The sequence below is a fragment of the Streptomyces sp. NPDC006739 genome, from assembly GCF_042869815.1.
Lineage (GTDB): Bacteria > Actinomycetota > Actinomycetes > Streptomycetales > Streptomycetaceae > Streptomyces.
The window spans coordinates 62,771-87,168 of record NZ_JBIAGM010000006.1 but is presented as its reverse complement, the minus strand read 5'-3'; the positions used below and the strand labels follow the sequence as shown (position 1 = coordinate 87,168).

Genomic DNA, 24,398 nt, shown 5'->3' with positions numbered 1-24,398 from the left:
CGCCTGCCTAGGTCAACCTACTGTCTGTGAAAGGACATTCGCGTTGCTGACGATAGGCAACTACAACGCCTACAAACTCCGCCTCGACGCCCTCGGCACCGACGCCTGGAACGCACGCGTCGCTGCGGTTCGCGAGCTGGCCCCTGATCTCCTCGGCCTTCAAGAAGTCGTGGTCGACGAGTCCGTCACGCCCCATGACCAGTGGGATGACCAGGCCGCCGAGACGATCGCCGCGTTCGCCGCGGATTGCGGACTGAACGCCGCATTCCCGGCCACCCGCGGACGGCCGCACGGGGTGGCGATGGCCGCCAACGCGCACCGCGCCTGGTACACGGCCATCCTCTGGAACCCCGACACGGTGTCCTTCGTCCCGGGCAGCTACCGGCCGCTGGGCAGCCCGGACACATCGCGATACGCGTTCCGCCGCGTTCATGAGATCCATCTGGGCCACCCCGGAGAGAGGCAGGCGACATGAAACCGTTCGTGCCGGTCTTCCAGCACCGGGAGTGGGTGTCAGGGGCCCGGGCGCTGCACCTGTACATCCTGCCCGACCCGGCCGTAGACACCGAGCTGTTCGCGCTCGTCGCCGCCTGCCGTACGGCCATGCAGGGCTATCCGATCTGGTGCCTGCCCGACGACTTGCTGCACATCACTGTGGAAATGGATGCTTGGGCGACCAGCGATCACATCGGCGTGGCCCAGCGTGCTGACCTCGTCGCTGCCCTGACCACCCGGCTCTCCGACTTCGATCCGTTCACCTTGCTGTGCGGATCCCCCATCGCTGACCGGGCAGAGACGTTGCTCGACACCTACCCCGACCAGCCCTTCAGCGCGTTGCAAAACCTGGCACGTGCCGCGCTCTGGGAAGTGCACGACTCTCCGGCGATCGCTCATGACAGCGGACGCGGCCACACGTCCCTCGGCTACGCCTACGAGGAGGCTGACTCCGATCCGCTCCAGAGTGCCCTCCGGCGCATTACGCCCAGCCACGTTCCACTCACCGTCTCCCGACTCCACCTGCTCGACGTGGAGTGGACCGCCCATCCGGTGCCGGACGGCGGCGTGCGCTGGGAGATGACCTGGGAGCCGCTTGCCGCCATTCCCCTGGGAAAGCCCTGACAGGGCCGTCGCACTGTTCACACGCGCCCAAGCCGCATAGCGGACTGGGGCGCACCAAGGAGCAGGAGAGAGGACATCAGCTGATGACCGCATCCATCATGAACGACGACATGCGGCAAGCCGAACGCGCCCTTCACGGAGGCTACGCGCTAGCGCTGTATGGACTCAGCGACTTTGCCGCCGGCGAGTCCCAGCTGCGGCGCGACATGGCGGGGCAGAAACGCCTTCTGGGCCCCCACCCAGCCACGGTGCTCACCACTGCCCGGCTGAGCGGAACACCTCGGCGAACAGCTCCGGTGGCCCGACGCGTAAAAGCTAGCTCGCACCGCCATCGACGTATGAGCCGGGGCCCACGAGGATCGGCAAGTACGCCGGGCACGCCAGTCGCCAATTGCAACGGCAAGGCGCTACCTGCTCAGCGCGGCATCGAGATAAGCCTGCACCGGAGCGAAGAGGCCGTAGGGCACATACTCGGGAATCTGGGCATGCCGGACCCATGCAATCTCAGCCAGCTCTTCGTCGTCAGCGACGTACGGAGTCCCAGACTCCACGGCACAGGCCACATACGACATGTTCCGGCCGGTCTTGGGGTGCACTCGTTCGCCGAGGACCTTCACCGCGGTCACCTTTACGGCGACCTCTTCGAGGGTCTCACGCACGGCTGCTTGCTCAGGGGTCTCGGCTTCTTCAATCTCACCGGCCGGGAACTGCCACGACAGCTGGCCTTCCGCAACCCGGCGGCGGACCATGAGAACGCTGCCGTCCTCCACCACAATCGCCGCCGCGATGCCCGGTCGCTCTTCTACCGTGTGCTCGGTCATGCTTCTTCCTCCAGTACTGCCAGTATCGGCGGGTAAATTGTGTCGGCGGAAATGAAGCGGCCCACCGCATTCTTCGGTACCCATCTCACATCCACGTTCTCGACTACGTCACGGTTCGTCGCGTCGCCAGCCAGGTGCTCGCACAGGAAGTACAGGCAGCGCACGCCGGTCACCGGGTGGAGCCGCTCACCGAGACTTCTCCGTACTGCGCAGTGCACGCCCGTCTCATCCAGCGTCTCGCGGACCGTCGCGGTCTCCGGCTTGACGCCCGGCTTGATGACGCCCGCCGGGAATTGCCATGTGATCCCGGATGCATCATCACCACGGCGGCAGACAAGTAGGACTTCGTCGTCGCGAACTACGACTGCGATCGCGACGCGCAGGGCCTGCGGCTGCGGTCCTGGCGCTTCCGTTCCCCTGCTGTCAGAACTCGCGACCAGCAGAGCGAACCGCTGGCGGACGGTGGTGGGTGCACCCTCGAAGACGGAGTCAAGGAGCTGCTGCATCTCCGAGCGCGGGATCACGTCTGGGTCGGAGTGCCACGTGGCGACCGTTCGAGGCGAGATACCCAGGCGGTCGGCGAATGCCTCGCCGCTCAGGCGGAGAGCCGATTGCAGCATGCACGCACGGTGGCCGGTCCAAACGTCGATCACTTCCATCGTGGACCTCACGGATCGGGTCGGCAGGGTGCATGGTCAATGTGCCGAAGTTGCACGCCCGTTGCACTGGCAGTTCATGGCGAAGTGATGCGATCACCGGTTGACTCTCAGGTGTGCCTACCGAGACCCCGCGATCCGCCTCATGTACGCCTGGGTGGCGAGCCTGCAGCACCCTGATCATCGTAGGCGGAAGTCGCCTTGTAGATCAGCAAGTTGGCTGGCGCATGCGCGGTCTTGGCCTAATGACGTGCCTTGGAAGCACATGAACGGCCGCCCGGGGTGGGACGTCACGACGAAGCCCCGGACGGCAGCCGGCCCGTGTCTGCCCCCCCGTCGGGCACGGGCCGGCACCCAGCAACGGAAGCCGCAGGAGGGAGAGGACGTGTCCGAAGGGGCGTCGAGGCGCAGATACCCGGACCGCGTCTGGCTCCGTCTGGAGGCCGGGATGTGCGACGGGACGTCGGACATTGTCGATCTCCGCTCTCGTTCCTACGGCGGCGGAGCTGGACCATGAAGCCGGGCACGTTGCGGGGGCCGATTCGAATGGGCCAGGACTGCTGATTTCGGTGCGATCGGCAGGACGCAGACGTCGCCGTCATCGGCTCGATCAGCTCCCGGGGCCTGGAGCTCGCCAGCCGCAGCCAGGCCGAGGTCGCTCATCCCGCAGGAGTCGCCGCCCGACAGCCCGGCTGGGCATCTTCTTTCGACCATCGAATCGCCATACAAGAGGAGTAGTTCAGCACCGACGTACGTAACCCAACTGCCAGAAACGATCAGCCCTTCGGGCGCAGGTAACCTCAGTCCCTGACGCGCTGAACGCCCGTCACATCACCCGCGGAAGAGATGAGAAGGACCATGGCGCAGGAGCAGGAACAGAAGGCGGAGCGCACACTTGTGCTCCTCAAGCCCGACGCGCTCGTACGGGGCTTCGCCGGGAAGATCATCGCCCGGTTCGAGGACGCAGCACTCAAGGTCGTCGGCGTCAAGATGAAGCAGATGGACGCCGAGTTCACCCGTCGCCACTACTTCGATCTCGAAGAGCGACTGGGTGCCGAGGTATACGAGTTCACCGCCCGATTCATGCAGCAGGGGCCGGTCATCGCGTTGGTACTCGAAGGCTTCGACGCCATCGCCACCGTTCGCAAGATCGTGGGCAGCACGTACCCGAACGAGGCTCCGGCCGGCACGATCCGGGGCGACTTCTCCCACTACAGCAAGGCGGCCAGCGTCGCGTCCGGCAAGGCGGTTGCCAACCTCGTGCACGCCTCTGGCAATGCGGAGGAGGCCCAGCAGGAGGTGGAGCTGTGGTTCGACAAGGACGAGCTGCACGACTACCGCACGCTCGCGGAGGTCTACACGTACTGAGCATGGCGACGTCACCCCGCGCGCTTCGCCGCGTTGAGCACTACCTGGCACCACCGTTAGCAGAGAGGGCACCATGACCAACCAGACCCGCGCCGCCTCCGTCCAGGAGCTGGAATCGATCTTCCAGCAGGAACTGGCGACCGACCGATGGGCGGCGACGGAGAGCGCCTACGCGCTGGCCTCCCGTTACCGGGACGAGGGCGACTGGGAGAAGTCCCGCGAATGGGTGAAGCAGTGCCTCCAGCTCCTGGAAGGCTTCCCCGCGGACACGATGGAGCAGGTCGCCACCACGCGCACGTCCGTCGGCGGCGTCGCACTGCCGAACTACCTCCACGAGGGCGTCGTGCGTGAACGCTTCGGCGAGCTTGCCTGATCTCACCACGGACCGCTAAGGCCGGCGGTGCGCGCACAGTCCGCTGTCCGCACCGCCGCCGCACAACCTCACATAGCACTCCCTACCGGACCAGCCATGTGCCACCTGCGCAGGTTCGGGCGGATCAGCCATGCCTGAAGAAGGGACCAGACCATTGCCCGTAGAGATCGAGATGCGCGCCCGATTCGACGAGGAGGCCCACGACCGGCTCCTCGCCCGACTGGAGCAAGAGGGCACCGACCTGGGCCGTGACGACAAGCACATCTACTTCTACGTCCTGCCGGACAAGCTCCTCAAGGTCACCGACAACACCGCAGCCGGGTCGGCGAAGATCACACTGAAGCACAGCAAGATCGGCCAGGGCGTCGCCTTCCCCGAGACGGAGATCGCCATCGCGCGCGAGGACGTGTCCGCGGCCGTGCGGGTCTTCAACGCGCTGGGCTTTGAGTCTCAGATGCACCAAGCGTTCAACCGGCGCCACAACTACCGCTTTCGAGGCGTGGAGATCGCCGTCAAGTGGAGCGAGGCGTGGGGGCATCACGCCGAGTTCGAAGTGCTACTGGATGACAACGCGAGTGACGCCGTCCGGCAGGAGGCGACTGACCGCATCTTCGCCGTGGCCAAGGAGCTGGAGGTCACGTTGATGACCGAGCAGGAGCTCGCCGACTTCACCGCTGCATTCGAGGCTGCCGAACAGGCCCGTAAGGCCGCCGCCCGTGCGGAGATCGAACCCCAGACCTGACTGTCCTTCGTCTTTCCGAGGCACCGAGGGGGTAGGCCCGATGACCAGCACCCCGCCGGCCGACAGCCTGGTCGAGCTGGCTGCACGCAAGCAGCTTCCGCACCACCAGTTCATGGATCACGCCACCGTGCGATGGATCGAGGCCAACAGGCCGAATTTCCCGGACGCTCCGACGTACGAGCTGCGGGCGGCCTCTCAACGGCTCCTCTACCGGTCGGCCATCCCCGTCACGTGGCTGGCCGAACCGAGGCTCACTGACTCGCTGCACGGTATCCGCCACGCAATGCGGACAGCCGCGCTGGCCGCGCTCCTCGCAGAAGCCACAAGCCTGTCCGAGGAAGACACGGCCACTCTGATCGTCACAGCAGCAGTCCACGACTGCCGCCGTCTGCATGACAAGGACGACCGCGGCCACGGAGCCCGGGCTGCCGTGTGGCTGACGGACAACGCCGACGCGGTGTGGGCGCATTTCCACCTGACCGCCACTCCCCGGCGCATCGTGGCAGCAGCGACCGCTGCGCGTCTGCACGACGTGCCGTACTCCGCCTTTACAGCGGACGACAGGACCGACCACACCCAGGCCAAGGAGATCACGGACCTGCTCAAGGCAGCTGATGCCCTCGACCGCTACCGCCAACCGAAACTGTCCTGGTGGCCAGACTGCTCGAAGGTCCGAACCACAGCCTTCGACGCACTGCGGGCCACGGCGTTCGAGCTCGTCGTCGTCTCTGAGGCAGCGCACCTCGCCGGCATCGAAAGCGCAGACTCCGTGTTCAAGGCACTGGAACAGCGGAGGTTAGTCAGCTGATGGACATCCGCGACGGATACCACCTTTGGGCCGACGCCCACGCCTTCTTCGACTCCCCACTGATCTCCAGCACACCCGATCACACCGACGCCCTGCGACAGCAGTCCGCCGCGTGGGAGACCCGACTGGCAGAAGACACGCCCAACGGTGCCCTGATGCGTGGCAACGCCCTGTTCGACGCCCTCACCGGAACCGGGCCGCTGTACTTGCTACACATCACCCACGCCCTTGAGGAGATCAGCCAGCTTGGCTCCCTCTACCCCTCCGGGGGATGCCTGGTCGGCAGCATCTACTGCGCGCCGCTGACAGCGAATGGCAGCGGCTTTCGTATGCACAACTTGGGCGAGTACATCCTCACCAAGGAAGCACCTGCTTTCGTGGCGAAAGTTGGGACACCTGGCCGGACGCCGACCCCGCTGATATTCGAGATCACCCGTCCTCGACGGGCCTACCGCGGACTCGCGGGAGTCGATTACCTGCGCCTCGGCTCGATCCACCTGAACATCTACACCGAACTCGAATACTTGCTGTCCACCGCCGAGAGATACGAGCTTCGCGAGACGGTCGTTAGCCGCACCAAGAACTCCACCACTTTTCTCGCGCTCGCTGCGGCGATCGTCTACGGAGGTGCCGACGTCGCACCGGCCATGTTCCTGGAGCTGCTGGACGAGACGATCCCCCGCATGCCGATTCTCGGGTACCTGTACTTTGAGGCGCTGGCCGAATACTTGATGCTCCACTCCACCAGCGATCACACCCAAAGGCTGGCGGCCCGGGGAGAACTCAACAACTGGCTCTATAAGGACTTGCTGTTCGCCACCCTCGGTATGGCTGGCAAATTCGACTTGGCGAAATTCCGGCCGCCCCCGGCTGGCTTCGAGGAATCCTTGAGGCAGATCGACGCCACCGTGAACGCGGCGCACGCCCGAGCCTATCTCCGCGACCGGATCAGCTACCTCGTCGCCGCCAGACTGTTCACGCCTGGCCAGGTGCCGGAGTCCTGGCACCACACCCGCTGGGAGTTCGACAGCCTCGCCACCCACCTAGGTCCGCTCCTTGGACACCTGATTCACCGAGAGCTGCGAACCTTCGGACGCTACCCGGACTTCTACTTCTACTTCGACCAGCACAAGGCGCTCCAGGCGTGGAACTACTGGAACCACATGGACATCTTCGCGCCCTTCAACGGCACGATGCCCAAAGGCGAGGTCGGCATCAACCCGGCCTACCCCGACTTGGAGTACCGCATCTGGCGGGCCGAGCAGGACGACGTCGGCCGTGTCCACCCCGTCGAGCAACTAAACCTGACCATCGCGCCGCGTCTCGTGGACATCAAGTACACGCTGATGCGCAACAACAAGTGGTCGGTCCCCGAGCCCTCAGCCAACTGATCGCCACAAGGAGCCCGTATGACCGCGCACCGCTCCACGCCATCGCTCGACCTCCTCGCCGAGCAGATCACCGCCCTCCTTCAGGAGCCCTCGACCAGCCACGGTCTCGCCCGCACGCTGCGTGCCGCCGCCAAAGAAATCGAGATCAGCAGGTACCACCAGACCAGCAGCCGGGCATGGCCGAAGGGGCACATCGACGTGGCTCCCGAGACGGTTCAGATCGGAGGTGGTGCCCACCGGATCGACGGCTTCTACAACATCGACGCCGTGCCGCCCGCCGACCTACTCTGGGACATTCGCGAGGGCATACCGCTGCACGACGACAGCGTAGGGTTCATGTTCTCCGAGCACTTCCTGGAGCACATCGACTATCCGAATTCCGCCAAGCATTATGCCCGAGAGGCTCACCGCGTGCTCGCCCCAGGCGGCCAGCTCGTCACGGGGGTTCCCGACGCCGCGTTCGTACTCCGTCACTACCCGGACAATCCAACCCTCTCCGATGAGATGATCGAGCGGTGGTACGCCAAACGCGACTGCGTCGGTGACATCAACACTTTCCTCGACCTGATCAACTACGTCTTCCGCGATCAGGACGACGATCCCACCTACACGCCACACCTCTGGGCGTACGACAATGAGAAGCTGAAACAAATGTTCACGGAGGTGGGCTTCCGTACTGTGGCCCCGTGGGACTTCGACCCCACGATCGCCAACCCGAAGCGGCAGTGGGGCAGCATCTACGTCATCGCTACGAAATAGCCCCGGCCGTGGACCGTTCACCAGGCAAGTCGTCTGTCGGAATGAAGGTTGTCGGGACGCTCGACCTGCTCTTCGGGATCGCTCGGCGGGGACTCGCTCCTGCAGAAACGCCGGATCCAGTCAGAGTGCGCTCGGGGGTGTGGGCTCTTCATGCGCAATTACCGATTGTGACGACCGTGCGCCTGACATAGCCACACACCGTGGTTGTCAGGACGGGACGGTGCGAAGTAGATCATCTGCAAGGGTTAGTAGTGCAGCTTGATCGACGCCGGCGAGCGCCTGGAGGGGCGTGGTCCAGGAGCCATCCCGAAAGGCCCTCGCCAGTGGAGCACACCCACGAGTCCCGCCCCATGCCTGAGCGACGTCCGCCAGTGCCTGCGCCCGCCAGTTTGGGTCGGTAATGGTTTGGGCGAGGCGTTCGGCGCGCTCGGGGTCACTCCGCGCCATTGCTCGAACGACGTTTTTCAGTGCTTCCTGCGCCTGCGCATGCCATATCGGGTTGGTGATGGTTTGGGCGAGGCGTTCGGCGCGCTCGGGGTCACTGGATGCAAGCGCCTCAGCGACGTCCGCTGTAACCACCGCGAGAAGGTATGGGTCGGTCGGTTCGCGGGCGAGGCGTTCGGCGCGCTCCGGGTCACTGGATGCCATGGCCCTTGCGACGCCGATTGTCGCCGGAGCCCGCCGGCCGCGATCGTCAATGACGTACTCAGTGAGGCGATAGGCGTCGAGGGCCAGCCGTTCCGCCCGCTCAGGGTCCGTGTCTGCCATTGCCAGAGCGACGTCCGCTAGCGTCTGCGCCTGCCAATCACGGTCGGCCATAGTCCGGGCGAGGCGTTCGGCTTCGAGGGCTAGCTGCTCTGTGCGTTCTGGGTCGCTGTTTGCCAGCGCCCGGGCCACCTCTGCAAGCGCTCGGGCCTCCGTTCTCAGCGGGTCTGTGCGATGGGTCTTGAGGGGGTCGAGGGGTTGATTCTGAGATCCACCAGCGGCGTGGGCCAGTTGCTCCGCTTCAGCAGCAAGGCTCTTGGCGCGCTCCGGCCTAGTGGCGGCCATCTCTCCTGCCACCTCGGCGAGGGTCCGTGCTTGATGGCCGATGTCGCCGGTGATGGTGCGGGCGAGGTGTTCGGCGCGGTCGGGATCGGTGGCTGCCACCGTCCGGGCAACCGCCGCGCGCGCGTGTGCTTGACGTGAGGGGTCGGCGATGGTGCGAATGAGATGGTTAGCGTGGTCGGGGTCGGTGGCTGCCACTGCCTGAGCGACTGCAGCGAGCGCTTCTCCCTGCGTGTAGGGGTGCGTAATTTTGCGGGCGAGGCGCTCGGCACGGTCGGGGTCGGTGGCTGCCACTGCCTGAGCGACTGCTGCGAGCGCTTCTCCCTGCGTGTAGGGGTGCGTAATTTTGCGGGCGAGGCGTTCGGATTCGAGGGCCAACTGTTCGGCACGCTCCGGATCCGTGACGACTAGGGTCCGAGCCACCAGCGCTATTACCTTTGTCTTTTGGCTGGGGTTGGTAATGGTGCCGGCGAGGCGTTCGGATTCGAGGGCCAACTGCTCGGCACGCTCCGGATCCGTGACCACTAGGGTCCGAGCCACCCGTGCCATTACCTTTGCCTTTCGGCTGGGGTTGGTAATGGTGCCGGCGAGGCGTTCAGCATCGAGGGCCAACTGCTCGGCACGTTCCGGGTCTGTGACCACTAGGGTCCGAGCCACCAGAAGCATTACCCTCGCCTTCTCGTGTGGCTCGTAGTCGTAGTAAGCGTCAAGAGTGCGGGCGATGCGCTCGGCAGTGTGGGCTAGCCGTTCGCGGCGACGGGGATCCCTGACCGTCACTGCGAGGACTGCCGCGACTAGCGAAACCAGCGCTGGGACCTCTTCCCTGGGGTTGGTGAAGTCGCGCTTGAGGGATTCGTTGATCTCGAAGGCCATCCGTTCGGCACGCTCAGGGTTACTGGGGGCCATCGCCCGGGCGGTAAGGAGCAGTCCCCACTCCTGGTTGGGGGGAGCGATGGTGCGGGCGATACGTTCGGCATCGAGGGCCAGCCGTTCCGCCCGCGCAGGGTCTGTTGCAGCCACCACCGATGAGACCTCAGCCAGCGAAGCCGCCTGTTCGGCCGGGTAAGTAACTGTGCGGGCCAGGTGTTCGCCGCGTGGGACATCGCCCAGGGAAGCCCAGACATAGGCGAGCCCCCCAGGGACACTGCTGTTGCGCTGGTGTAGGCGGTCACGGTGGCGGGCCAGACGGCCGAGGCTCAAAAGGTCGGGTTCGGGGTTTGTGGACAGGACTTCTTGGGCGGTGACAATTTCGGCGAGGGCGTCGCTGTCGCCACCGGACAGGTGAAGCATGCGCTCATGGCGCGCGGCGTCGAGGGCCATCTGAACCATGCGCTGATGGCCGCCGGTGGTGGCGAGCATACGGAAGTAGCCGCGCAGCAAATACTCGGGGGTTCCGGGCGGCCACTGGGCGGATTGATACTCATCCGCCCAGGCGTGTAGTCGATCGCGGTACGCAGCTAGGCGCTGATCGCCGAGAGCTTGCATGGCGGTGGCCTGAAGTTCTTCATGGCCCAGGATGTAGACGTCGGGGCTCGTCCCGGGCCTCCACTGGCTGACCTGCGACTGGAAGCTGCGGCCTGACGCGGCGCGGAGGTGGTGTGCGACTTCCCATGCCGTGGACCTGGCAAGGTGGGCAAGGTCATCGGCGCTGAGTCCTCCTCCAGCTGCGGTGACGAGGCCGAGGAGGTCTTGTTCGAGAGGGCTGCCGCGGAGGAAGCGCATGAGTTCGCGTTCCATGTCCCCACGTACCGCGTGCGCCGCTGGTGAGACAGTCAGCTGGCGGACGATTGTTGGGTCTCGCAGGGGGTGATGGTCAGGTACGTCTGTGGGGATGGGCGGGTTGAGGCGGCCAGTGACCAAAACGCGCAGGCCGCCAGGTACGGGGTGAGGGAGAAGGGCGGCGATGCTATGGGTGTCGGGGCCCACGAACACGCTTTGGTCCTCGTCCAGTCCATCAACGAGCAGCACCAGCTCTTGGCCCCTCGCTCGACAGGCACTGGCGGCGCTGTCCAGGAGCGCGAGGAGGTACGGCTCACGCGTTGTGTCGGTGAGGAACGTGGGGACGTCCCACTTGAGGAGCTCGCACAGCTGAGCGAGGAGAGCGTTTGTGAAGGCGGTGCGATCGTTCTGGCCGGCGTATCGGGAGGTGATGAAGAAAGCCAGGAATTGCACGTCGGCTAACGGACGGAGAGCGAAGGCTGCCATTAGGGCAGTCTTGCCAGACCAGGCGGGGGCGCGCCACCATCCATATGGACCGGCATTCGGTGCGGTACAGAACATCGCTAGGTCCGCCATATCCTCCTCTCGCCCGACCAGGTCAGGGGCAGCGATGCGGCGTACCTGCTCCCGGTAACAGCTGGGCACTGCGCCTGGTGGGTCTTTATCGGAGGCGGGGAGTGAGGTGTCGCGTGAGGGATACGGCTTGGGCGTGCCGAGATCACGTTCGGTCCAATACGGCCGGTTGAAGAAGTAGCGAGCCAGGGCTTCCATGCCCATGCCAGTGGTTGGATCAACGTCATAGTGGGTGACGGTGTGGCCTCCGAGCCAACCTGGCAGCTCTTCGCGGGAACGGCCAGGTAGCACGATGCGCAGGATTCGCCTGTGCCAAGTCGTGGGGTGACGGTATACATAGTCGCGGATCAGAGCAGCTTCCCAAGCCACACCCTCTCCCACCCCTGGGTCTTCGGTACCTTCTGCACGTCTTTTGTAGGCGGGGGAAGCGAAAACGAGAATGAAGGCCGCCTCCTCCAAGTTCTGGCTCATCCATGCCGCCCACTGTTGTGGACTCTCGGACACCGGTCGATCAAGTTTGGCGTCGATCCCCTCCTCTCGCAGCAGGTCCCACGTCATGCGCACCTGCTCAGCATGGTGTCCACCATCAGGTTCATGTGCGTAGGAGATGAACACCAGCGGAGGGTTCTGCTGTGCTTGATTGCCGTGTGCCTGGTCTACCACAGCCCTCACCTGCCGTTTCTCAACCGACTCCAAGTCAGCTGCATAGCTGCTGCGCCATCGTCCGCTATGCGATATTCGTCGATCCTCCAACATCACAGGCATCGGTCGCAGTAACCACGCCGTGACTACTACTCGGCCCACCGGGCATCCTGAGAATGCGACTGAGTAAAGGAGCCGGATCAGCCGCAGGGCGCCCTGGATGGCGGCCTCGGCGGCGGTGAAGGGGCTGTCGGCGCCAGCGCGGTCGGTGAGCGGCAGACGGATCATGTCATGAGCGCGACCATCAATCCGCCCGCGGCGGGGCGGGAAGTGCAAGCCCTTAGGTGAACGTCCGGTTTGACGATCGAGCGTAGACCACGAGTCGGGCCCCTCTCCGGAGGAGCCACGGTCGACGCTTGTCCACACGATGACCGCGTCCTTGCACCTCTGATTTTGATCGGGGCGCTCAGTAGACGCGACGGCGAAGGCGTTCCACCTCCACCTGGCGGACCACCCGGAGCCGGCGGGCCTCGAAGGCACCTTTGTCGTCCTCCCGGTCGGGGTAATGCCGGGCCCGCTGCTCGGCTTCGGCGAAGTACAGGGCCAGCTGCATGCGCCCTGGGCTGACCAGCCGGGCGTCGAAGGTTTCCGAGCTGCCGCCCTGCGGCATTTGCTCCCGGGTGAGGAAGCTCTCCCTCCGGAAACGGAGGGAGGGCGTGGCGCGGGGTGTGCCGCAGTGGCGGCATTCTGCGATGCGGCCGTGTCCAGGTAATCCGTCGATCTTGCGAGCACCGAACCCGGTCGCCTCCCACACCGGCGTGGCAAGTCCGTCGAGAACGCGTCGTTCGATGGCGGAGGCGTCCAAAGCGGTGGGTGTGCCGAAGTCAGCGAGCAGCACCCAGCCGCGGCGCTGATGAACACTGATCCTTCGTTGCCTGGGCTCCAGGCAGATGCCCGTCTTGACGGCCCCGAAGTCTGGATGGTGCACGGCATAGACGGCAGCGGGCAATTCCGGTGATAGTCCCATGGCAGAGGAGATAGCAGAAGCCACTGACACCACCATCGGCCAGCAAGGTCTACTGGTAGATGGCCACTTCGGCAGTCGGCAGGCTCGGTGGAACTGGTATCTGACTCTGGTGCAGATCAGTAGCTGCTGCGCCGACCGCGTCGCCAGGCCCAGAATCCGCCAACGGCCCCTATGCCAAGGGCCTGGAACGCAGTGCCGACGCCGCCGGGGGCACCAGCGACCTTCGACGCGGCGAGGATTCCGGTGACTATGAGGGTGTACGGCAGAAGGAAGATGATGAGACGGCCGTTGCGTATGGGATTCATGCGTCAAGTATGCTCATTTGTCCGCTAGTTGGCCAGGACGATCCTCTGCGCCCGCTGGTTGATGGTCTGAACAGCCGAGTCGCCGTTCGGGATGGCGATGTCCTGAAGGAGCTTGACGACATGCGGGACGGAGGCCTTCGCGTCCTCGGGCTGAAGTAGACACCAACAGCTCAGAGCGTTGCCGACGGCGCGGACGGTGGAGCCGTGCTGTGGCCCGACGTGGAGGTGCCACGAGCGTGCCATGAAGATCCAAATCTGCAGGCCGTATCGGAAGTCCTGGGCGAGCCAGGCGATGTCACCGCGTACGAGGCCGGCCGCCAGGGTGTAGAGGTGGCTCGGTCCGAACTGGGCCGACAGCTCGGCGAGCAGTTGGTCGGCGGCGCGGGCCGCTTCGGTGAAAAGGTTCTGGTTGGCGGTAGCGCAGACGGCAGCGAGCCGTCCGCGGTAGGGCTCGGGGAGCGGCTCGTATGGCCGGTCGGGCGGCACAGGGTCCAGGGTCTGTGCCTGCGGCATCGGCAGACGTGTCGGCGAGGCGGCTGCCTGAGACACGGGTGGTGCGGCAGGGACCTGAGCCTCGCCGTCCAAGGGGTTGCTGGTGCCGTCGGTGTTGACCTGGATTGTGGTCGTGTATTGAGCTTGCTCGTCCTGGATCACAGCGCGGATCGGCATCTCCAGCGCGGCAGCCTCTAGTTGGAGGTGCGCAAGGACCGCTTCATTGAGCGTGACGCCTGGCGGCGGCGTGAAAAATTCCTCGTCAACGAAACAGGTCCCGTCGGGTGTGATCCGAATCTGCACCGTCTCTGGAGATATGTCGCTCACTGTTGGTCCACCTGCTTGTCCGGGAGGAGAGGGATGGTGCTGATGCCGCCGGCGCTCGGGAAGCCCGGCTCGGCCCATCCGCGATACCGCAGGCGCCAGGTGCCGTCCGTGAGCTCTTTCCGCGAGACAATGGCGATCTTGCCTTGGCGCGGATAGTCGTCACCTACGTCGTTGCTGGCCACCTGATCGCTGCCCAGGTAGAGGGCGACGTGTCCGGCCGAGCTGCCTGTGTCATAGAACAGCAGTGCCCCCGCGGGCGGTGACACGTCGCCCGGGTGCGCGAGTCCGGCGTCAACGAGGCGGTTCCAGTGAGCGTTGGCCGTTGCCGATCCGGATGAGCCCCAACCGTAGGCCTGAGCAACGAAGTTGTCGCACATCCGGTACCAACCCGTTTTGCCCGCTTCATTCCGGGCGCTCGCGATGGCCTGGGGGGCAGTGCGCGGATTCTTGACCCTGAACGTTGCCTTGGGGTCCTTGCCGCCGGAGGCGGCCGGGTCGTTGCAGCCCGTACTGATCGAGGTTACGGCGTGGGTTCCCCAGGTCTTGGCGACGAGCGAGCCGGCTGCGGACTCCCACTTGGCGTACTCGTTGCGGTATTTCTCGGCGGGGCGCTGGATCGTGGCGGCGACCTTGGTGAGGGCCTTCTGCTGCCAGTCGTTGACCTTGACAAGCTGGTCGTAGAACTTCCCGGATGCATAAACCGGGTCGGTGAGCTCGCTGACCGTGCCCCAGCCCTGTGAGGGCCTCTGCTGGAACAGCCCCACACTGTCCGCGTGACCGTGGCGCAGGTTGTTGAGGGTGCTCTCCTGTATGGCGACCGCCACGGCGATGACCGCGGCGCGAGGTGAAAGGTTCCTAGTCCGGGCGACGTTGGTGATGGTGGCCGCGTTGCGTACCTGTCGATCGGTCCACTTGGCGCTGTTCTGTGCACCTTCCGGATGCAGGGGAACAGTCACCTGGGTACTGCCCGCTTCCTGCCCGCCGTCGAACTTCGGTTTCTCACCCCCCGTACCGGCACCGCTTTCCCCGTCTCCGATCGACTGAAGACCGTTCTGGCAGGTGTTGGCGTTGGCCTGGGTCGTGGCACCGCTGACCGCAAGGACGCAGAGCGAGAGCATCGAGACGCCTGCCGCGGTGACGCCTATGGCGGCCTTGCCGAGCCCGTTCATACCAACCTCAACCATAAACATGTGTAGATGGAAGAAGGTCAGTGAACCTCAGTCACCGCGGAACTGCCACCCGCTTCGACGACCTCAGTCTGTCGTGCGACTGCGTCGGCATCGGGGGAATCGTGTCCCTGAATCGCCGCTGGACGTGCGGCGACATGGAGGAGTGACGTGCCGTCCAGCCACTCAACGGGGGTCGCACGCATAGAACAAGATGCCATCTGAACTGCACATACGTGATTCGTCGCGAGTTTGGTGAGCCTTCTGGTGAGCTGCACATCCCTGGCTGGTCGCCCAGGATGGCCGTGCTCGCAGCGCTCGCCTGAAGGGTGGCGCAACCTTGTCTGTCAAGTCATAAACACTTGTTGTCAAGTTTGCGTGTATGTACCTTTCAGCCTCACGGCCCGGTTTCGGGTCGACCTCCATGACGAGGGTGGAAGGGAGTCGGGGGATGCCCGTTTCACAGCACCTAGTGGTTCTTGCGGCGAGTGGTGACATCGGCACCCTCGTGAATGGGTTGTCTCCGGACTGGGGCCCGTTCGGGAAGCTGGGCACAACAGGGCGAACAGTGATCCAGGCCCTCATGGCCGGAGTCGTTCTCGTCCTGGTAGGACGCGCGATTCTCGGCGCCGTACATCTCAAGGTCGGCGAGGGGCAGCACGATGTCGCCCAGGTCAGCAAGGGCAAGAAGGAGATCGCAGGCAGCCTCGTCGGGGCCTTCGTCGTCGCCTCGATAGGAACGATCTTCACGATCGTGTACGGGATGGGTATCTGATGGCCCGCCAGAACACCCGTAGCAGGGGTACCCGAGTCCTGATCGACGAGACATCGACCGAAGTGCAGGGCGGCAAGCCCTGGTGGCGGGGAATGGCCATCACCGGAGCGGTGTTCCTCGCGCTGGTCATCCTCGCGGTGTTCATGAGCCTTTCCGGAGGTGGTGGCGGATCCGACGGCTCGTCCGACGGTCAGAGCCAGAAGTCGCCGGCGGAGAAGAACACCACGGGAGGGGACACCAAGAGCACCGCGAAGAAGCTGGTCAACGGTGTCCCGGTCGGCTACACCCACAACCAGGCCGGCGCGGTTCAGGCCGCAGTGAACTACCAGGTGGCGCGTTCATCAGCCGCCTACTTCACCGACGAGAAGGCCCGGCACGCGACGCTCACCGCGATGATGACCAGGCAGGCGCTGGAGCGGCAGATCCGCAACGACGACACCGGCATGCAGCAGGTCCTCACGTCGCTGGGCATCACCGCCGGGAGCGCTGACGAGCTGGTCGCACGTGGTGCGGCGATGGGCACCAGGGTTACTACGTACACCGATCAGGTGGCCACCGTCGACGTGTGGATGGCCGGACTCGTCGGCGTCACTGACAAGAACGCCCCGATGCCGGTATCCGCGTCGTGGACCACGTACACGCTGACCCTGCAGTGGCAGTCCAACGACTGGAAGCTGAACGCGATCACTTCCGTCAACGGCCCGACCCCCCTGGATACAGGCAGCGACAGCCCCACCAGCGTGGATGAGTTCCGCACGGCAGATCGGGAGTTCAATGCGCCCCCGTATGTCGGCTGAAACTCAGTATCGGGTACGGACCCGTCTCGTCTGGATTACCGGCCTGACCGCCACGCTCAGCATCATGCTCGCCCCGGGTCAGGCCCAGGCGAACGACTTCTCCGACTGGTCCTGCAAGAACATTCCGTTTGCCGACAAGGTCTGCAATGTCGTCGAGAAGACGAACGAGGCTATCGACTTCGCGTCGGATCCCCTGGGGTACATCGCCCAGTTCTTCAACAACGCTGTGACCAGCATCTTCACCCAGATGATGAAGGCACTCGGATCGACCACGCGCATCGACTGGCAAGACCCGGGGTTCCTTCGGACCTACACCATGGCCTTTGCCGCCTCCACGGTGCTGACGGTCATCCTGTGGCTGATCGCCGTGGCCAAACGGGCGATTCAAGGGGTTCAGCCACTCCAGGCGCTGGGGGAGTCCATCGGCTTTCTGCTGATGTCTGTCCTGGTCTCCGCCTTCGCACCGCTGGCGGTCGCCTACACCGTGCGGCTCTTCGACGAGGCCGCGGAGGCCATGTTCAAGCCCGTGGCCGGAGACGCCGCCGACATGGTGCTCACCGTCACGACAGCGATGCTCGCGCTGATGCAGATCCCCGGCGGCGCCATCATCGTGATCTTCTTCAGCCTGGCACTGCTGGCGGCGGTGGCCGGCGTCTGGCTGGAGCTCATCGTCCGCAACGCCTTGATCCTCTCAGGACTCGTCTTCGGACCGACGGTGTTCAGCGGCCTGGTGGACCGCGATCTGTGGGGACACACCAAGCGCTGGTGCGGCGTCATGGCCGCGATCATCGCCTCGAAGTACGTGACGTTCACGGTCATCGCACTCGCCACCGGAACGCTGGCATCCGACAGCCCCAACAAGAGCCTGGCCCAGTCCTTCGCGACCGTCTTCACCGCGCTGGCGCTGCTGTTCCTCGCCTTCTACATGCCCTTCCAGCTCTCGAAGTTCCTTCCGGCGTTCGGCGACGAGGTGCGCGACATGTACGCCGCCCGCGACGACCTCAAGGGCCGGGCGAAGAACGTCGGCAACCAGGTGGGCGACTCCTACGGAGAACTCAAATCGCGTATGGGCGGCGGCGACGGCGGATCCAGTGACGACAGCGATGAAGGGGAAGACGACGCTGCAGACGGCGAGGCCCTGAGCGGGGACGGTGCGACCGAGGCCGGAGCGGCCGAAGGAGCAGCTGCCGCAACCGGTGTCGGAGCGGCGGCCGTGGCCGCGAAGAAGGGCGTCGACAAGACCAAGGACGAGGCCGAAGCCGCCGTCGACCGCGGAGTCGACGGGGCAACCGGCGGTCTCGACTCCGGCGGTTCATCCGCTGCCTCGTCGGCGGGCGGCGGTGCCGATGGCGGCGGTGCCGATGGCGGCGGTGGTCACGCCCCCAGCGGGGACGCACCGTCTGCCGGAAGCGCTCCTGACTCGTCCGTCCCGGACAGTGCGTCGGCGGGCGGGGAGCCAGTGGATCCCGCAGGCACGCAGTCCTGGCCGCCGCCCGAACCCCCGGACGAGCCGGAACCGCCCCCGCCGGACGAGGAGATGCGCTGATGCCCGTCCCGACGTACGTCCAGGAGTAGCTGTGGCTCGCACCTTCACCTACCCGCGGCCGAGGCCGCGCGGCCTGCTCGGCCGCAAGCTCGAAGCCGATGAGCAACTCGTGTTGGGATGCGGATTCGTCGGCGGACTCATCGCGGCCTGGATCCTCGGCAGCATCCTGCTGAAGGTCATCGGCTTCGTGCTGATCGCGGGCGCATGCTCCTGGGCCACGCTGGCACCGCACAAAGGGCGCACCTACGTCCGGTGGTTCGAGATCAACCGGACCTACAAGAAGCTGCTGCGGGACGGCTCGCTGCTTTACAGGTCCAGGGCACCGTACGCAGGCCGGTACGCCGACGGCCGCCGTGTCCCCGTCGACGTCCCCGTCGGCGTCCCGCGAAACATGCAGTGGATCTCGGCCCGTACCTCCTTCGGCGAGATCGCGATCGTGCTGCAGCCGGACGAGCTGATGTTCACCGCCGTGGTCGAGGTGGAAGGCCAGCGCGACTTCGGCAGCCTCGACACCGCGGACAAGGAGGCCCTGATCCGCGCCTACGAGCACCTGCTGAAGACCACAGCCGACAGCGGCGGTCGGATCCGCCGCCTCCAGTGGATCAGCCGGGTCATCCCCACCGACCCCAACGCCCACGCCCGGGACGCCGCCGAACGGCGTGACACCAACAGCCCGACGTGGCTGCAGCAGTCGTACGACGACCTGATCCGGCGCGTTGCGGTCACCGCAGAGGACCGCCGACTGCTGCTTGTGGTGGGCATCCCCTACACCGCTGACCTGGTCGCCGAGGCCCGCCGCTACAACACCCTCCACGAGGGCTACGCGATCACGCTCGGGCAGGAGATCGAGAGCTTCATCCGGACGCTGGGACGCGGACAACTGCGCCACGTCCGCAATCTCGACGAAGCCGGGCTGGCCTCCTATCTGCACCACGCCTACGACCCCGGCCATTGGATCGACGACACCGCCGGCATGGACCGGATCACCTGCTGGCCCGCCGTCCTGGACGCCCGCAACAAGAAGTACATGTCCTCGCGCAGCTGGGAGGCCACTGAGGACGACTGGTACTCGATGACCGCCTGGGTGAAGGAGCTGCCTGTCCTCCCGGTCGGCATCAACTTCCTCGCGCCGATCCTGCTCTACCTCCAGGACATCATCCTGTCGGTGTCCGTGGTCATGGACCTCGTCAGCACGGACCAGGCGATCACCGAAGCCATGGCGGACGCCACGAACGAGCTGGGCCAGGCGGACAAGAAGGCCGGACGGATCGAGGACCCGCGGGAGCAGAAAGCCCAGAGCGCCTCGATCCGCACGATGCGGGACATCGCCGACGGTGCGGCGGGCACGCGGCTCGCTGCCTGGATCACCGTCACCTCGCCCACCCTCGACGCCCTGCGCCGGGACGCTGACACGGTCCGCGCCGGCGCCACCCGCGCGGGCCTGCGACTGGAGTGGTGCGACACCGAGCATCACCGGGCCTTCGCCAACACGCTGCCCTTCGCCGCCGGACTGCTGAAGGAAGGGCGGTAGCGATGCTGGAGATGCTGCGGCGCCAGACACAGACCCGGCGGCGGGCCGTCCGCTCGACCACCAGCCACGCCTGCGGCCTCTACCCGGCGGTCGGCGCGGCCAGCATGGACCCCCGTGGCGTGATCATCGGGCGAGAGGCCTACAGCGGCAAGGCCTACATCTACGACCCCTTCATCCTGTACAACCCGCAGGCGCGCATCCGGCTCGCCAGCGGCCACGCTCTGATCCTGGGGAAGTCCGGCTACGGCAAGTCCGCACTGGAGAAGACCTACGTCCTGCGACAACTGCGCTTCCGCGACCGGAGCTTCGCCATTCTGGACGCGCAGGGCGAGGACGGCGCGCCGGTGAATGGGACGGCATCGCCCGGCAGTTGGGCATCACGCCGATCCGCCTCGTCTATGGCGCGGGCGACGGCGGCGAAGGGGTGCGGATCAACCCGCTCGACGACCGGATCCCTGCCGAGCACCAGTTCAAGGTGCTCGTGTCCATGATGGAGATCCTCACCGGCACCCTCACCTCGCAGACCAAGTTCGCCCTGGCCGAGGCCCACAAGTCGGCCACCGCCGCCGCCCGCGAGCAGCAGCGCGTGGCGATCCTCTCCGACGTCCTGGACGCGCTGACCGCCCCGCAGCCGACCCTTCTCGGACAACAGCCGGTCACTCCACAGGAGTTGGTGGAGTGGGGCCAGCCAGCCGCGCTGGCCCTGGACTCACTGTGCAACCCCAGCCGCGACCTGGCCGGCATGTTCGACGGCCCGACAACCGAAGGGATCGACCTCGACGCCAGGTTGATCATCTTCGATCTGACGAAGCTCCCGCGCGAGGGCGAGGCCATGCCGCTGCTCATGGCGGTCATCGGGCCCTGGCTGAGGTTCGGATGGATCAAGCCGAATGACCGGATCAAACGGACCTTGATCGTCGAGGAAGCCTGGCACATCCTCTCCCACCGCCCCGTAGCGCGCCTGTTCGAGGAGCTGGTCAGGTACGGCAGGCGCCTGGGGTTGTCCTTCTGGGCGGTCCTGCATCACCTCGGGGATCTGCTGCTGGAGCAGGCCCCGGAGGCGGCGGCCATCCTGAAATTGACGGCGACCAGGGTCCTCTATCACATGGACCGGGACGAGGCCGAGACCACCGCCAACTACCTGGGACTTCCCGACTGGGCGCGCAAGGCGCTGGCCGATGGTTCCAACGTGTGCGCACCAGGGCGGGCCATCTGGCAGGTGGGTTCGCGGATCAACCTGGTGGAACATATCCGGACCCCGCTGGAGATCCGGCTCACGGACACCAACCGCCGGATGTCGGAGGGGCATCGGGAGCCTGCGGACCATCAGGGTGCACAGGTGTCGGCTCCGATGATACGCCTCCGCAAGGGGGCGGCGGCATGATGCCGAAAGCCGCTACCCCCAAGACCGCGGCCCGCCTGCGCCTCGGTCGCGATGCCGTGTGGATCCTCCCGCTGATCGCGGCGTTCGTGCTCACCGCACTGCTGTGGTCGACCGCGCTTGTGTCTGGGGTTCTTGCACACGGGCGGCCGGCGGCGATCAGCTGGGACTCCGCGGGCCACGCGGTCGTCGCCGTCTTCCGCCACCCCGGCGACCCCGCAGCCGCCTGGCCGCCGAGCGCGGGCGTAGCCGGCCCGTTCCTGTTCTGGCCCACCTTCTTCCTCCTGCTCGCCGCAGCGACCTGGGGGATGTGGAAGACGTACTGGTGGTGGAAGCACCGGGGCGTTGACGGCGCCGACGGGATGGCGACCCGCGCCCAGCTGGAGAAGGCCATGGGCGAGCAACAGGCCCTGTCCCGTGCCGGATCGCTGCGTCCCACGCTTGCCGAGCAGAACGCCAAGGCCATCACCATCCGCGACGTCGCCGTCTATATCGGCAGCGCAGATCCTTCGGAAATCCATCTCTGGATCACGATCGAGGAATCGATGATCCTGGTCGCCCCGCCGCGCGAGGGAAAGACCTCCCAGATCATCCTTCCCGAGATCCTCGAATTCCGTGGAACGGTCCTCGCCACCAGCAGCAAGACAGACGTCCTCTACAACACCGCGCTTCTGCGGCAGGAACACGGACCTGTCTGGGTTTTGGACCCGACGGGACTGTCCGGCTGGCCGAATCAGCTGCGCTGGCCGCTGACCGCTGGCTGCGAGGAATACCAGGTAGCGCGCAAGCGCGCCGAGACCCTTGCGGCGACCACGAAAAGCGAAGAAGGGACAAAGAATGGCGGTTATTTCGCGCTCAACGCGAAAACCCTTATTACCTGCTGGCTGCATGCCGCAGCCCTCCATAACCGGCCCGTCCTCGACGTGCTGGCCTGGGCGACGGACCCCGACAACCGCGAGGCCGTCGACCTTCTGGCAGCGAAGGGCAAGCATCTGCTCGCCGCAGCGCTCGCCGGCCAGCACGCCGCGGCGGAGGAGGAGCGATCCGCTACCTGGAGGACCGCAGAGCAGTCATTCATCGCGCTCTACGACGAGAAGGTCGCCGAGATCTTCGCCCCCCAGGGGGACGTGGAGGTCTTCGACATCGAAACGTACCTCCGGCAGTCCGGAACGCTGTTCCTGATCGGCGAGGACGAAGAAGGCTCTGCCCTGGCACCGCTTAATGCCGCTTTCGCCAAAGCGATGTTCGACACCGCCAAGCGGGTCGCGGCCCGCAGCCCTAACGGGCGCCTTCCGATTCCGCTCGGCTGCTTCATGGACGAGCTGGCCAACGTAGCGCCTCTGCCGGAAATTCCGAACCTGATGAGTGTCAGCGGATCGCAGAACATTTTCATCATGGCGGTTCTTCAGGGATATGCCCAAGCGGAGGAACGCTGGGGTGCCCTGGGCGTACGGAAAATGTTCGCATCCGGCACGGTGAAGGTCTTCCTGGGCGGTATCAGCGATCCCGAAGAATTGAAGTCCTACAGTTCTCTCGCGGGTGAATTCGACGAGGACGTGGAGACCGTCTCCGATGACGGGGACCGGGTCTCGGTGTCCACGTCGGTGCGCCGTCGTGCGGTGGTGGAGCCTGCCGCGATCCGGATGATCCCGGAGCGCGGCGGGATGGTGTTCCACCGTCGCACCCCCGCCACGCTCGTCACGTTTATCCGTGCCCACGAGGGGCCGCGGGCGGCGGAGATCAAGGAGGCCACTCGCAGGGCGCACGAGATGGTCGACGACCGCGTGGGGCTGGAGAAGGTCGGCGGTGGTCATGGCTAGCGGCTTCGATGACATCTTCGCCGAGCTCACCAACATCAACGCCGAGCAGGTGCTTCTCAGTGAGCGGGTCAAGCTGCTGGAGGAGCAGCTGGAGGCCGGTGGATCGGGCAGCGGGGATGCCGACGGGGAGCAGGAGCGCCCGGTCGGTGCCCCGGTGCGGTGGAACGACCTCGAACCAGAGGAACGCGCCGTGCTCTGGCCTCAGTTCGTTCGCTGGGTGATCTGGGTTGCCGACCGGTACGAGATGACCACGGACCAGTTGCCCAGACAGTGCTGGTGGAAGCACGGCGCGGTCGTTGAGGAACTCACGGCGCTGTGGACCTCCCACGAGTCGGCCTACGCCGGCGGGGAGGACGGGGGGTCGGCGCCGTACCTGTGGCAAGACGCCCTCGCCCGGGCCGTGGAGCGGATGGGCCGGTTCTGGCTCGGCGCGTGCCGAAACGGCCAGCACCGGGCCCGCCACCGTGATGCCACCTGGGATGGAGACGCGGACTACCTCGCTCTGCTCCTGGCCGCCGAAGGCCCCGACCCCGACGGCGATGCATCAGAGCCGCGCGGTGATGACCAGCCCGATCCGGACGAGGACGGCAGCGGATGACCCCGGACGGCACCGCCGCCGTGCGAGATCTCCCCGTGCCGCCGTCCCCTATCTGACCCAGCCCACCAGCAGCCCTTTGGGCCCCCCGATGGACACAACCGCCCTCGACGTTGGGAGCAGGCGTTGAGTACACCGCAGCAGCCCGCCGACGACAATTCGATCAACGACAGCGGCTTCCTGCCGGGCCTGGGCTTCGGTGACCAGGCCCCTCCGGTGCGGGAAGGTGCTGCGGCACGCCCGGACGGCACGGCGGCGGGAGAGGATGAGACGGGGCACCCCGCTCCGTCCACCAGTTCCAACAGTGCTGAGCAGGCAGGGGGGTTCGACGATGAACCGGTACGGCGACCAGGCGATGACGCACTGGAAGGAGCACAAGCCTCAGGCGTTCGGGGAGCTGGAGAGCCCGGAGGAGTTCTTCACGGAACTCGGGGAGGAGGTCTCGACGGAGATCGAGACCCGGGCCCGGGAGCTGGCGGGCCAGGAGCCGGACGGGGAGGGATACCTGCAGCGCCTGCAGCGGCTGAACACCTCCCGTTCGACAGCGGAGGGCGAAGTGCTGCGGGAGAGGGTGCTCCTGGACGTGGAACCGGACCAGGAGTAGCACGGCCCGGGCCG

The 24,398-nt window shown here is 65.8% G+C and carries 23 protein-coding genes; 16 read left to right on the top strand and 7 right to left on the bottom strand.

Going from position 1 to position 24,398, the window contains the following annotated elements; genetic code table 11:
• Positions 1-43 precede the first annotated feature (43 nt).
• A complete protein-coding gene (locus tag ACFYMM_RS14750) occupies positions 44-475 on the top strand; it encodes a hypothetical protein (protein WP_388386269.1) in 432 nt (143 codons plus the stop codon).
• Positions 472-1,119 (top strand): hypothetical protein, encoded by a 648-nt coding sequence (locus ACFYMM_RS14745; RefSeq protein WP_319647579.1) that lies wholly within the window; start codon positions 472-474, stop codon positions 1,117-1,119. The genes ACFYMM_RS14750 and ACFYMM_RS14745 overlap by 4 nt, the downstream gene beginning before the upstream one ends.
• 407 nt (positions 1,120-1,526) lie before the next feature.
• Here ACFYMM_RS14745 and ACFYMM_RS14740 read toward each other — a convergent pair whose 3' ends face one another.
• Entirely contained in the window at positions 1,527-1,940 is a 414-nt protein-coding gene (locus tag ACFYMM_RS14740) for an NUDIX hydrolase (protein ID WP_319647578.1), read from the bottom strand.
• Positions 1,937-2,599, bottom strand: a complete 663-nt coding sequence (locus ACFYMM_RS14735) for an NUDIX hydrolase (protein WP_319647577.1) — start codon at positions 2,597-2,599, stop codon at positions 1,937-1,939. The genes ACFYMM_RS14740 and ACFYMM_RS14735 overlap by 4 nt, the downstream gene beginning before the upstream one ends.
• 855 nt (positions 2,600-3,454) lie before the next feature.
• Here ACFYMM_RS14735 and ACFYMM_RS14730 point away from each other — a divergent pair.
• The 6 genes from ACFYMM_RS14730 to ACFYMM_RS14705 all read left to right on the top strand — a co-directional run bounded on the left by ACFYMM_RS14730 (position 3,455) and on the right by ACFYMM_RS14705 (position 8,037).
• Entirely contained in the window at positions 3,455-3,964 is a 510-nt protein-coding gene (locus ACFYMM_RS14730; RefSeq protein WP_334645903.1) for a nucleoside-diphosphate kinase, read from the top strand.
• A 73-nt stretch (positions 3,965-4,037) separates the two neighbouring features.
• Entirely contained in the window at positions 4,038-4,337 is a 300-nt protein-coding gene (locus tag ACFYMM_RS14725; RefSeq protein ID WP_319647575.1) for a hypothetical protein, read from the top strand.
• A 154-nt stretch (positions 4,338-4,491) separates the two neighbouring features.
• Entirely contained in the window at positions 4,492-5,079 is a 588-nt protein-coding gene (locus ACFYMM_RS14720) for a hypothetical protein (RefSeq protein WP_334646435.1), read from the top strand.
• A gap of 40 nt (positions 5,080-5,119) precedes the next feature.
• Positions 5,120-5,887, top strand: coding sequence for a hypothetical protein (locus ACFYMM_RS14715; RefSeq protein WP_319647573.1), 768 nt, complete (start codon positions 5,120-5,122; stop codon positions 5,885-5,887).
• Complete coding sequence (locus ACFYMM_RS14710) at positions 5,887-7,278, top strand: hypothetical protein (RefSeq protein ID WP_359585571.1); 1,392 nt, start codon at positions 5,887-5,889, stop codon at positions 7,276-7,278. Before ACFYMM_RS14715 ends, ACFYMM_RS14710 begins: the two co-directional genes overlap by 1 nt.
• An 18-nt stretch (positions 7,279-7,296) precedes the next feature.
• Positions 7,297-8,037: a methyltransferase domain-containing protein gene (locus tag ACFYMM_RS14705; RefSeq protein ID WP_334580574.1), complete on the top strand. Its 741-nt coding sequence runs from the start codon at positions 7,297-7,299 to the stop codon at positions 8,035-8,037.
• A gap of 207 nt (positions 8,038-8,244) precedes the next feature.
• Here ACFYMM_RS14705 and ACFYMM_RS14700 read toward each other — a convergent pair whose 3' ends face one another.
• The 5 genes from ACFYMM_RS14700 to ACFYMM_RS14680 form a co-directional block, all read right to left on the bottom strand.
• Positions 8,245-12,306: a hypothetical protein gene (locus ACFYMM_RS14700; RefSeq protein WP_388386268.1), complete on the bottom strand. Its 4,062-nt coding sequence runs from the start codon at positions 12,304-12,306 to the stop codon at positions 8,245-8,247.
• 178 nt (positions 12,307-12,484) lie between these two features.
• Positions 12,485-13,069, bottom strand: coding sequence for a hypothetical protein (locus tag ACFYMM_RS14695; RefSeq protein ID WP_334645900.1), 585 nt, complete (start codon positions 13,067-13,069; stop codon positions 12,485-12,487).
• Between the two features lie 92 nt (positions 13,070-13,161).
• Entirely contained in the window at positions 13,162-13,350 is a 189-nt protein-coding gene (locus tag ACFYMM_RS14690; protein ID WP_319647569.1) for a hypothetical protein, read from the bottom strand.
• A gap of 24 nt (positions 13,351-13,374) precedes the next feature.
• On the bottom strand, positions 13,375-14,169 hold the full coding sequence (locus tag ACFYMM_RS14685) for a hypothetical protein (RefSeq protein ID WP_388386267.1): 795 nt from the start codon (positions 14,167-14,169) through the stop codon (positions 13,375-13,377).
• Positions 14,166-15,359, bottom strand: coding sequence for a hypothetical protein (locus ACFYMM_RS14680; RefSeq protein ID WP_388386266.1), 1,194 nt, complete (start codon positions 15,357-15,359; stop codon positions 14,166-14,168). Before ACFYMM_RS14680 ends, ACFYMM_RS14685 begins: the two co-directional genes overlap by 4 nt.
• 559 nt (positions 15,360-15,918) lie before the next feature.
• Here ACFYMM_RS14680 and ACFYMM_RS14675 point away from each other — a divergent pair.
• The 8 genes from ACFYMM_RS14675 to ACFYMM_RS14640 all read left to right on the top strand — a co-directional run bounded on the left by ACFYMM_RS14675 (position 15,919) and on the right by ACFYMM_RS14640 (position 24,384).
• Complete coding sequence (locus ACFYMM_RS14675) at positions 15,919-16,110, top strand: hypothetical protein (RefSeq protein WP_123981098.1); 192 nt, start codon at positions 15,919-15,921, stop codon at positions 16,108-16,110.
• The gene (locus ACFYMM_RS14670) at positions 16,110-16,907 is read left to right on the top strand and encodes a hypothetical protein (protein WP_388386265.1); all 798 of its coding nucleotides are present in this window, start codon (positions 16,110-16,112) and stop codon (positions 16,905-16,907) included. The genes ACFYMM_RS14675 and ACFYMM_RS14670 overlap by 1 nt, the downstream gene beginning before the upstream one ends.
• Complete coding sequence (locus ACFYMM_RS14665; RefSeq protein WP_388386264.1) at positions 16,885-18,453, top strand: hypothetical protein; 1,569 nt, start codon at positions 16,885-16,887, stop codon at positions 18,451-18,453. Before ACFYMM_RS14670 ends, ACFYMM_RS14665 begins: the two co-directional genes overlap by 23 nt.
• Positions 18,454-18,484: 31 nt before the next feature.
• Positions 18,485-19,984: an SCO6880 family protein gene (locus ACFYMM_RS14660; protein WP_319656211.1), complete on the top strand. Its 1,500-nt coding sequence runs from the start codon at positions 18,485-18,487 to the stop codon at positions 19,982-19,984.
• Positions 19,985-20,354: 370 nt separating this feature from the next.
• Positions 20,355-21,368, top strand: a complete 1,014-nt coding sequence (locus ACFYMM_RS14655; protein WP_388386263.1) for an ATP/GTP-binding protein — start codon at positions 20,355-20,357, stop codon at positions 21,366-21,368.
• A complete protein-coding gene (locus ACFYMM_RS14650) occupies positions 21,365-23,185 on the top strand; it encodes a type IV secretory system conjugative DNA transfer family protein (RefSeq protein WP_388386262.1) in 1,821 nt (606 codons plus the stop codon). Before ACFYMM_RS14655 ends, ACFYMM_RS14650 begins: the two co-directional genes overlap by 4 nt.
• On the top strand, positions 23,178-23,783 hold the full coding sequence (locus ACFYMM_RS14645) for a hypothetical protein (protein ID WP_388386261.1): 606 nt from the start codon (positions 23,178-23,180) through the stop codon (positions 23,781-23,783). Before ACFYMM_RS14650 ends, ACFYMM_RS14645 begins: the two co-directional genes overlap by 8 nt.
• Before the next feature lie 328 nt (positions 23,784-24,111).
• Positions 24,112-24,384, top strand: a complete 273-nt coding sequence (locus ACFYMM_RS14640; RefSeq protein WP_388386260.1) for a hypothetical protein — start codon at positions 24,112-24,114, stop codon at positions 24,382-24,384.
• Positions 24,385-24,398 lie beyond the last annotated feature (14 nt).

Bases quoted from the DNA above. Each gene is read 5' to 3' on its own strand.
- ACFYMM_RS14640 (WP_388386260.1), top strand. From the start codon at position 24,112: ATGAACCGGTACGGCGACCAGGCGATGACGCACTGGAAGGAGCACAAG.
- ACFYMM_RS14665 (WP_388386264.1), top strand. From the start codon at position 16,885: ATGCGCCCCCGTATGTCGGCTGAAACTCAGTATCGGGTACGGACCCGT.
- ACFYMM_RS14705 (WP_334580574.1), top strand. From the start codon at position 7,297: ATGACCGCGCACCGCTCCACGCCATCGCTCGACCTCCTCGCCGAGCAG.
- ACFYMM_RS14680 (WP_388386266.1), bottom strand. From the start codon at position 15,359: ATGTTTATGGTTGAGGTTGGTATGAACGGGCTCGGCAAGGCCGCCATA.
- ACFYMM_RS14710 (WP_359585571.1), top strand. From the start codon at position 5,887: ATGGACATCCGCGACGGATACCACCTTTGGGCCGACGCCCACGCCTTC.
- ACFYMM_RS14690 (WP_319647569.1), bottom strand. From the start codon at position 13,350: ATGAATCCCATACGCAACGGCCGTCTCATCATCTTCCTTCTGCCGTAC.
- ACFYMM_RS14745 (WP_319647579.1), top strand. From the start codon at position 472: ATGAAACCGTTCGTGCCGGTCTTCCAGCACCGGGAGTGGGTGTCAGGG.
- ACFYMM_RS14730 (WP_334645903.1), top strand. From the start codon at position 3,455: ATGGCGCAGGAGCAGGAACAGAAGGCGGAGCGCACACTTGTGCTCCTC.
- ACFYMM_RS14725 (WP_319647575.1), top strand. From the start codon at position 4,038: ATGACCAACCAGACCCGCGCCGCCTCCGTCCAGGAGCTGGAATCGATC.
- ACFYMM_RS14670 (WP_388386265.1), top strand. From the start codon at position 16,110: ATGGCCCGCCAGAACACCCGTAGCAGGGGTACCCGAGTCCTGATCGAC.
- ACFYMM_RS14650 (WP_388386262.1), top strand. From the start codon at position 21,365: ATGATGCCGAAAGCCGCTACCCCCAAGACCGCGGCCCGCCTGCGCCTC.
- ACFYMM_RS14715 (WP_319647573.1), top strand. From the start codon at position 5,120: ATGACCAGCACCCCGCCGGCCGACAGCCTGGTCGAGCTGGCTGCACGC.
- ACFYMM_RS14675 (WP_123981098.1), top strand. From the start codon at position 15,919: ATGGCCGGAGTCGTTCTCGTCCTGGTAGGACGCGCGATTCTCGGCGCC.
- ACFYMM_RS14735 (WP_319647577.1), bottom strand. From the start codon at position 2,599: ATGGAAGTGATCGACGTTTGGACCGGCCACCGTGCGTGCATGCTGCAA.
- ACFYMM_RS14645 (WP_388386261.1), top strand. From the start codon at position 23,178: ATGGCTAGCGGCTTCGATGACATCTTCGCCGAGCTCACCAACATCAAC.
- ACFYMM_RS14700 (WP_388386268.1), bottom strand. From the start codon at position 12,306: ATGATCCGTCTGCCGCTCACCGACCGCGCTGGCGCCGACAGCCCCTTC.
- ACFYMM_RS14740 (WP_319647578.1), bottom strand. From the start codon at position 1,940: ATGACCGAGCACACGGTAGAAGAGCGACCGGGCATCGCGGCGGCGATT.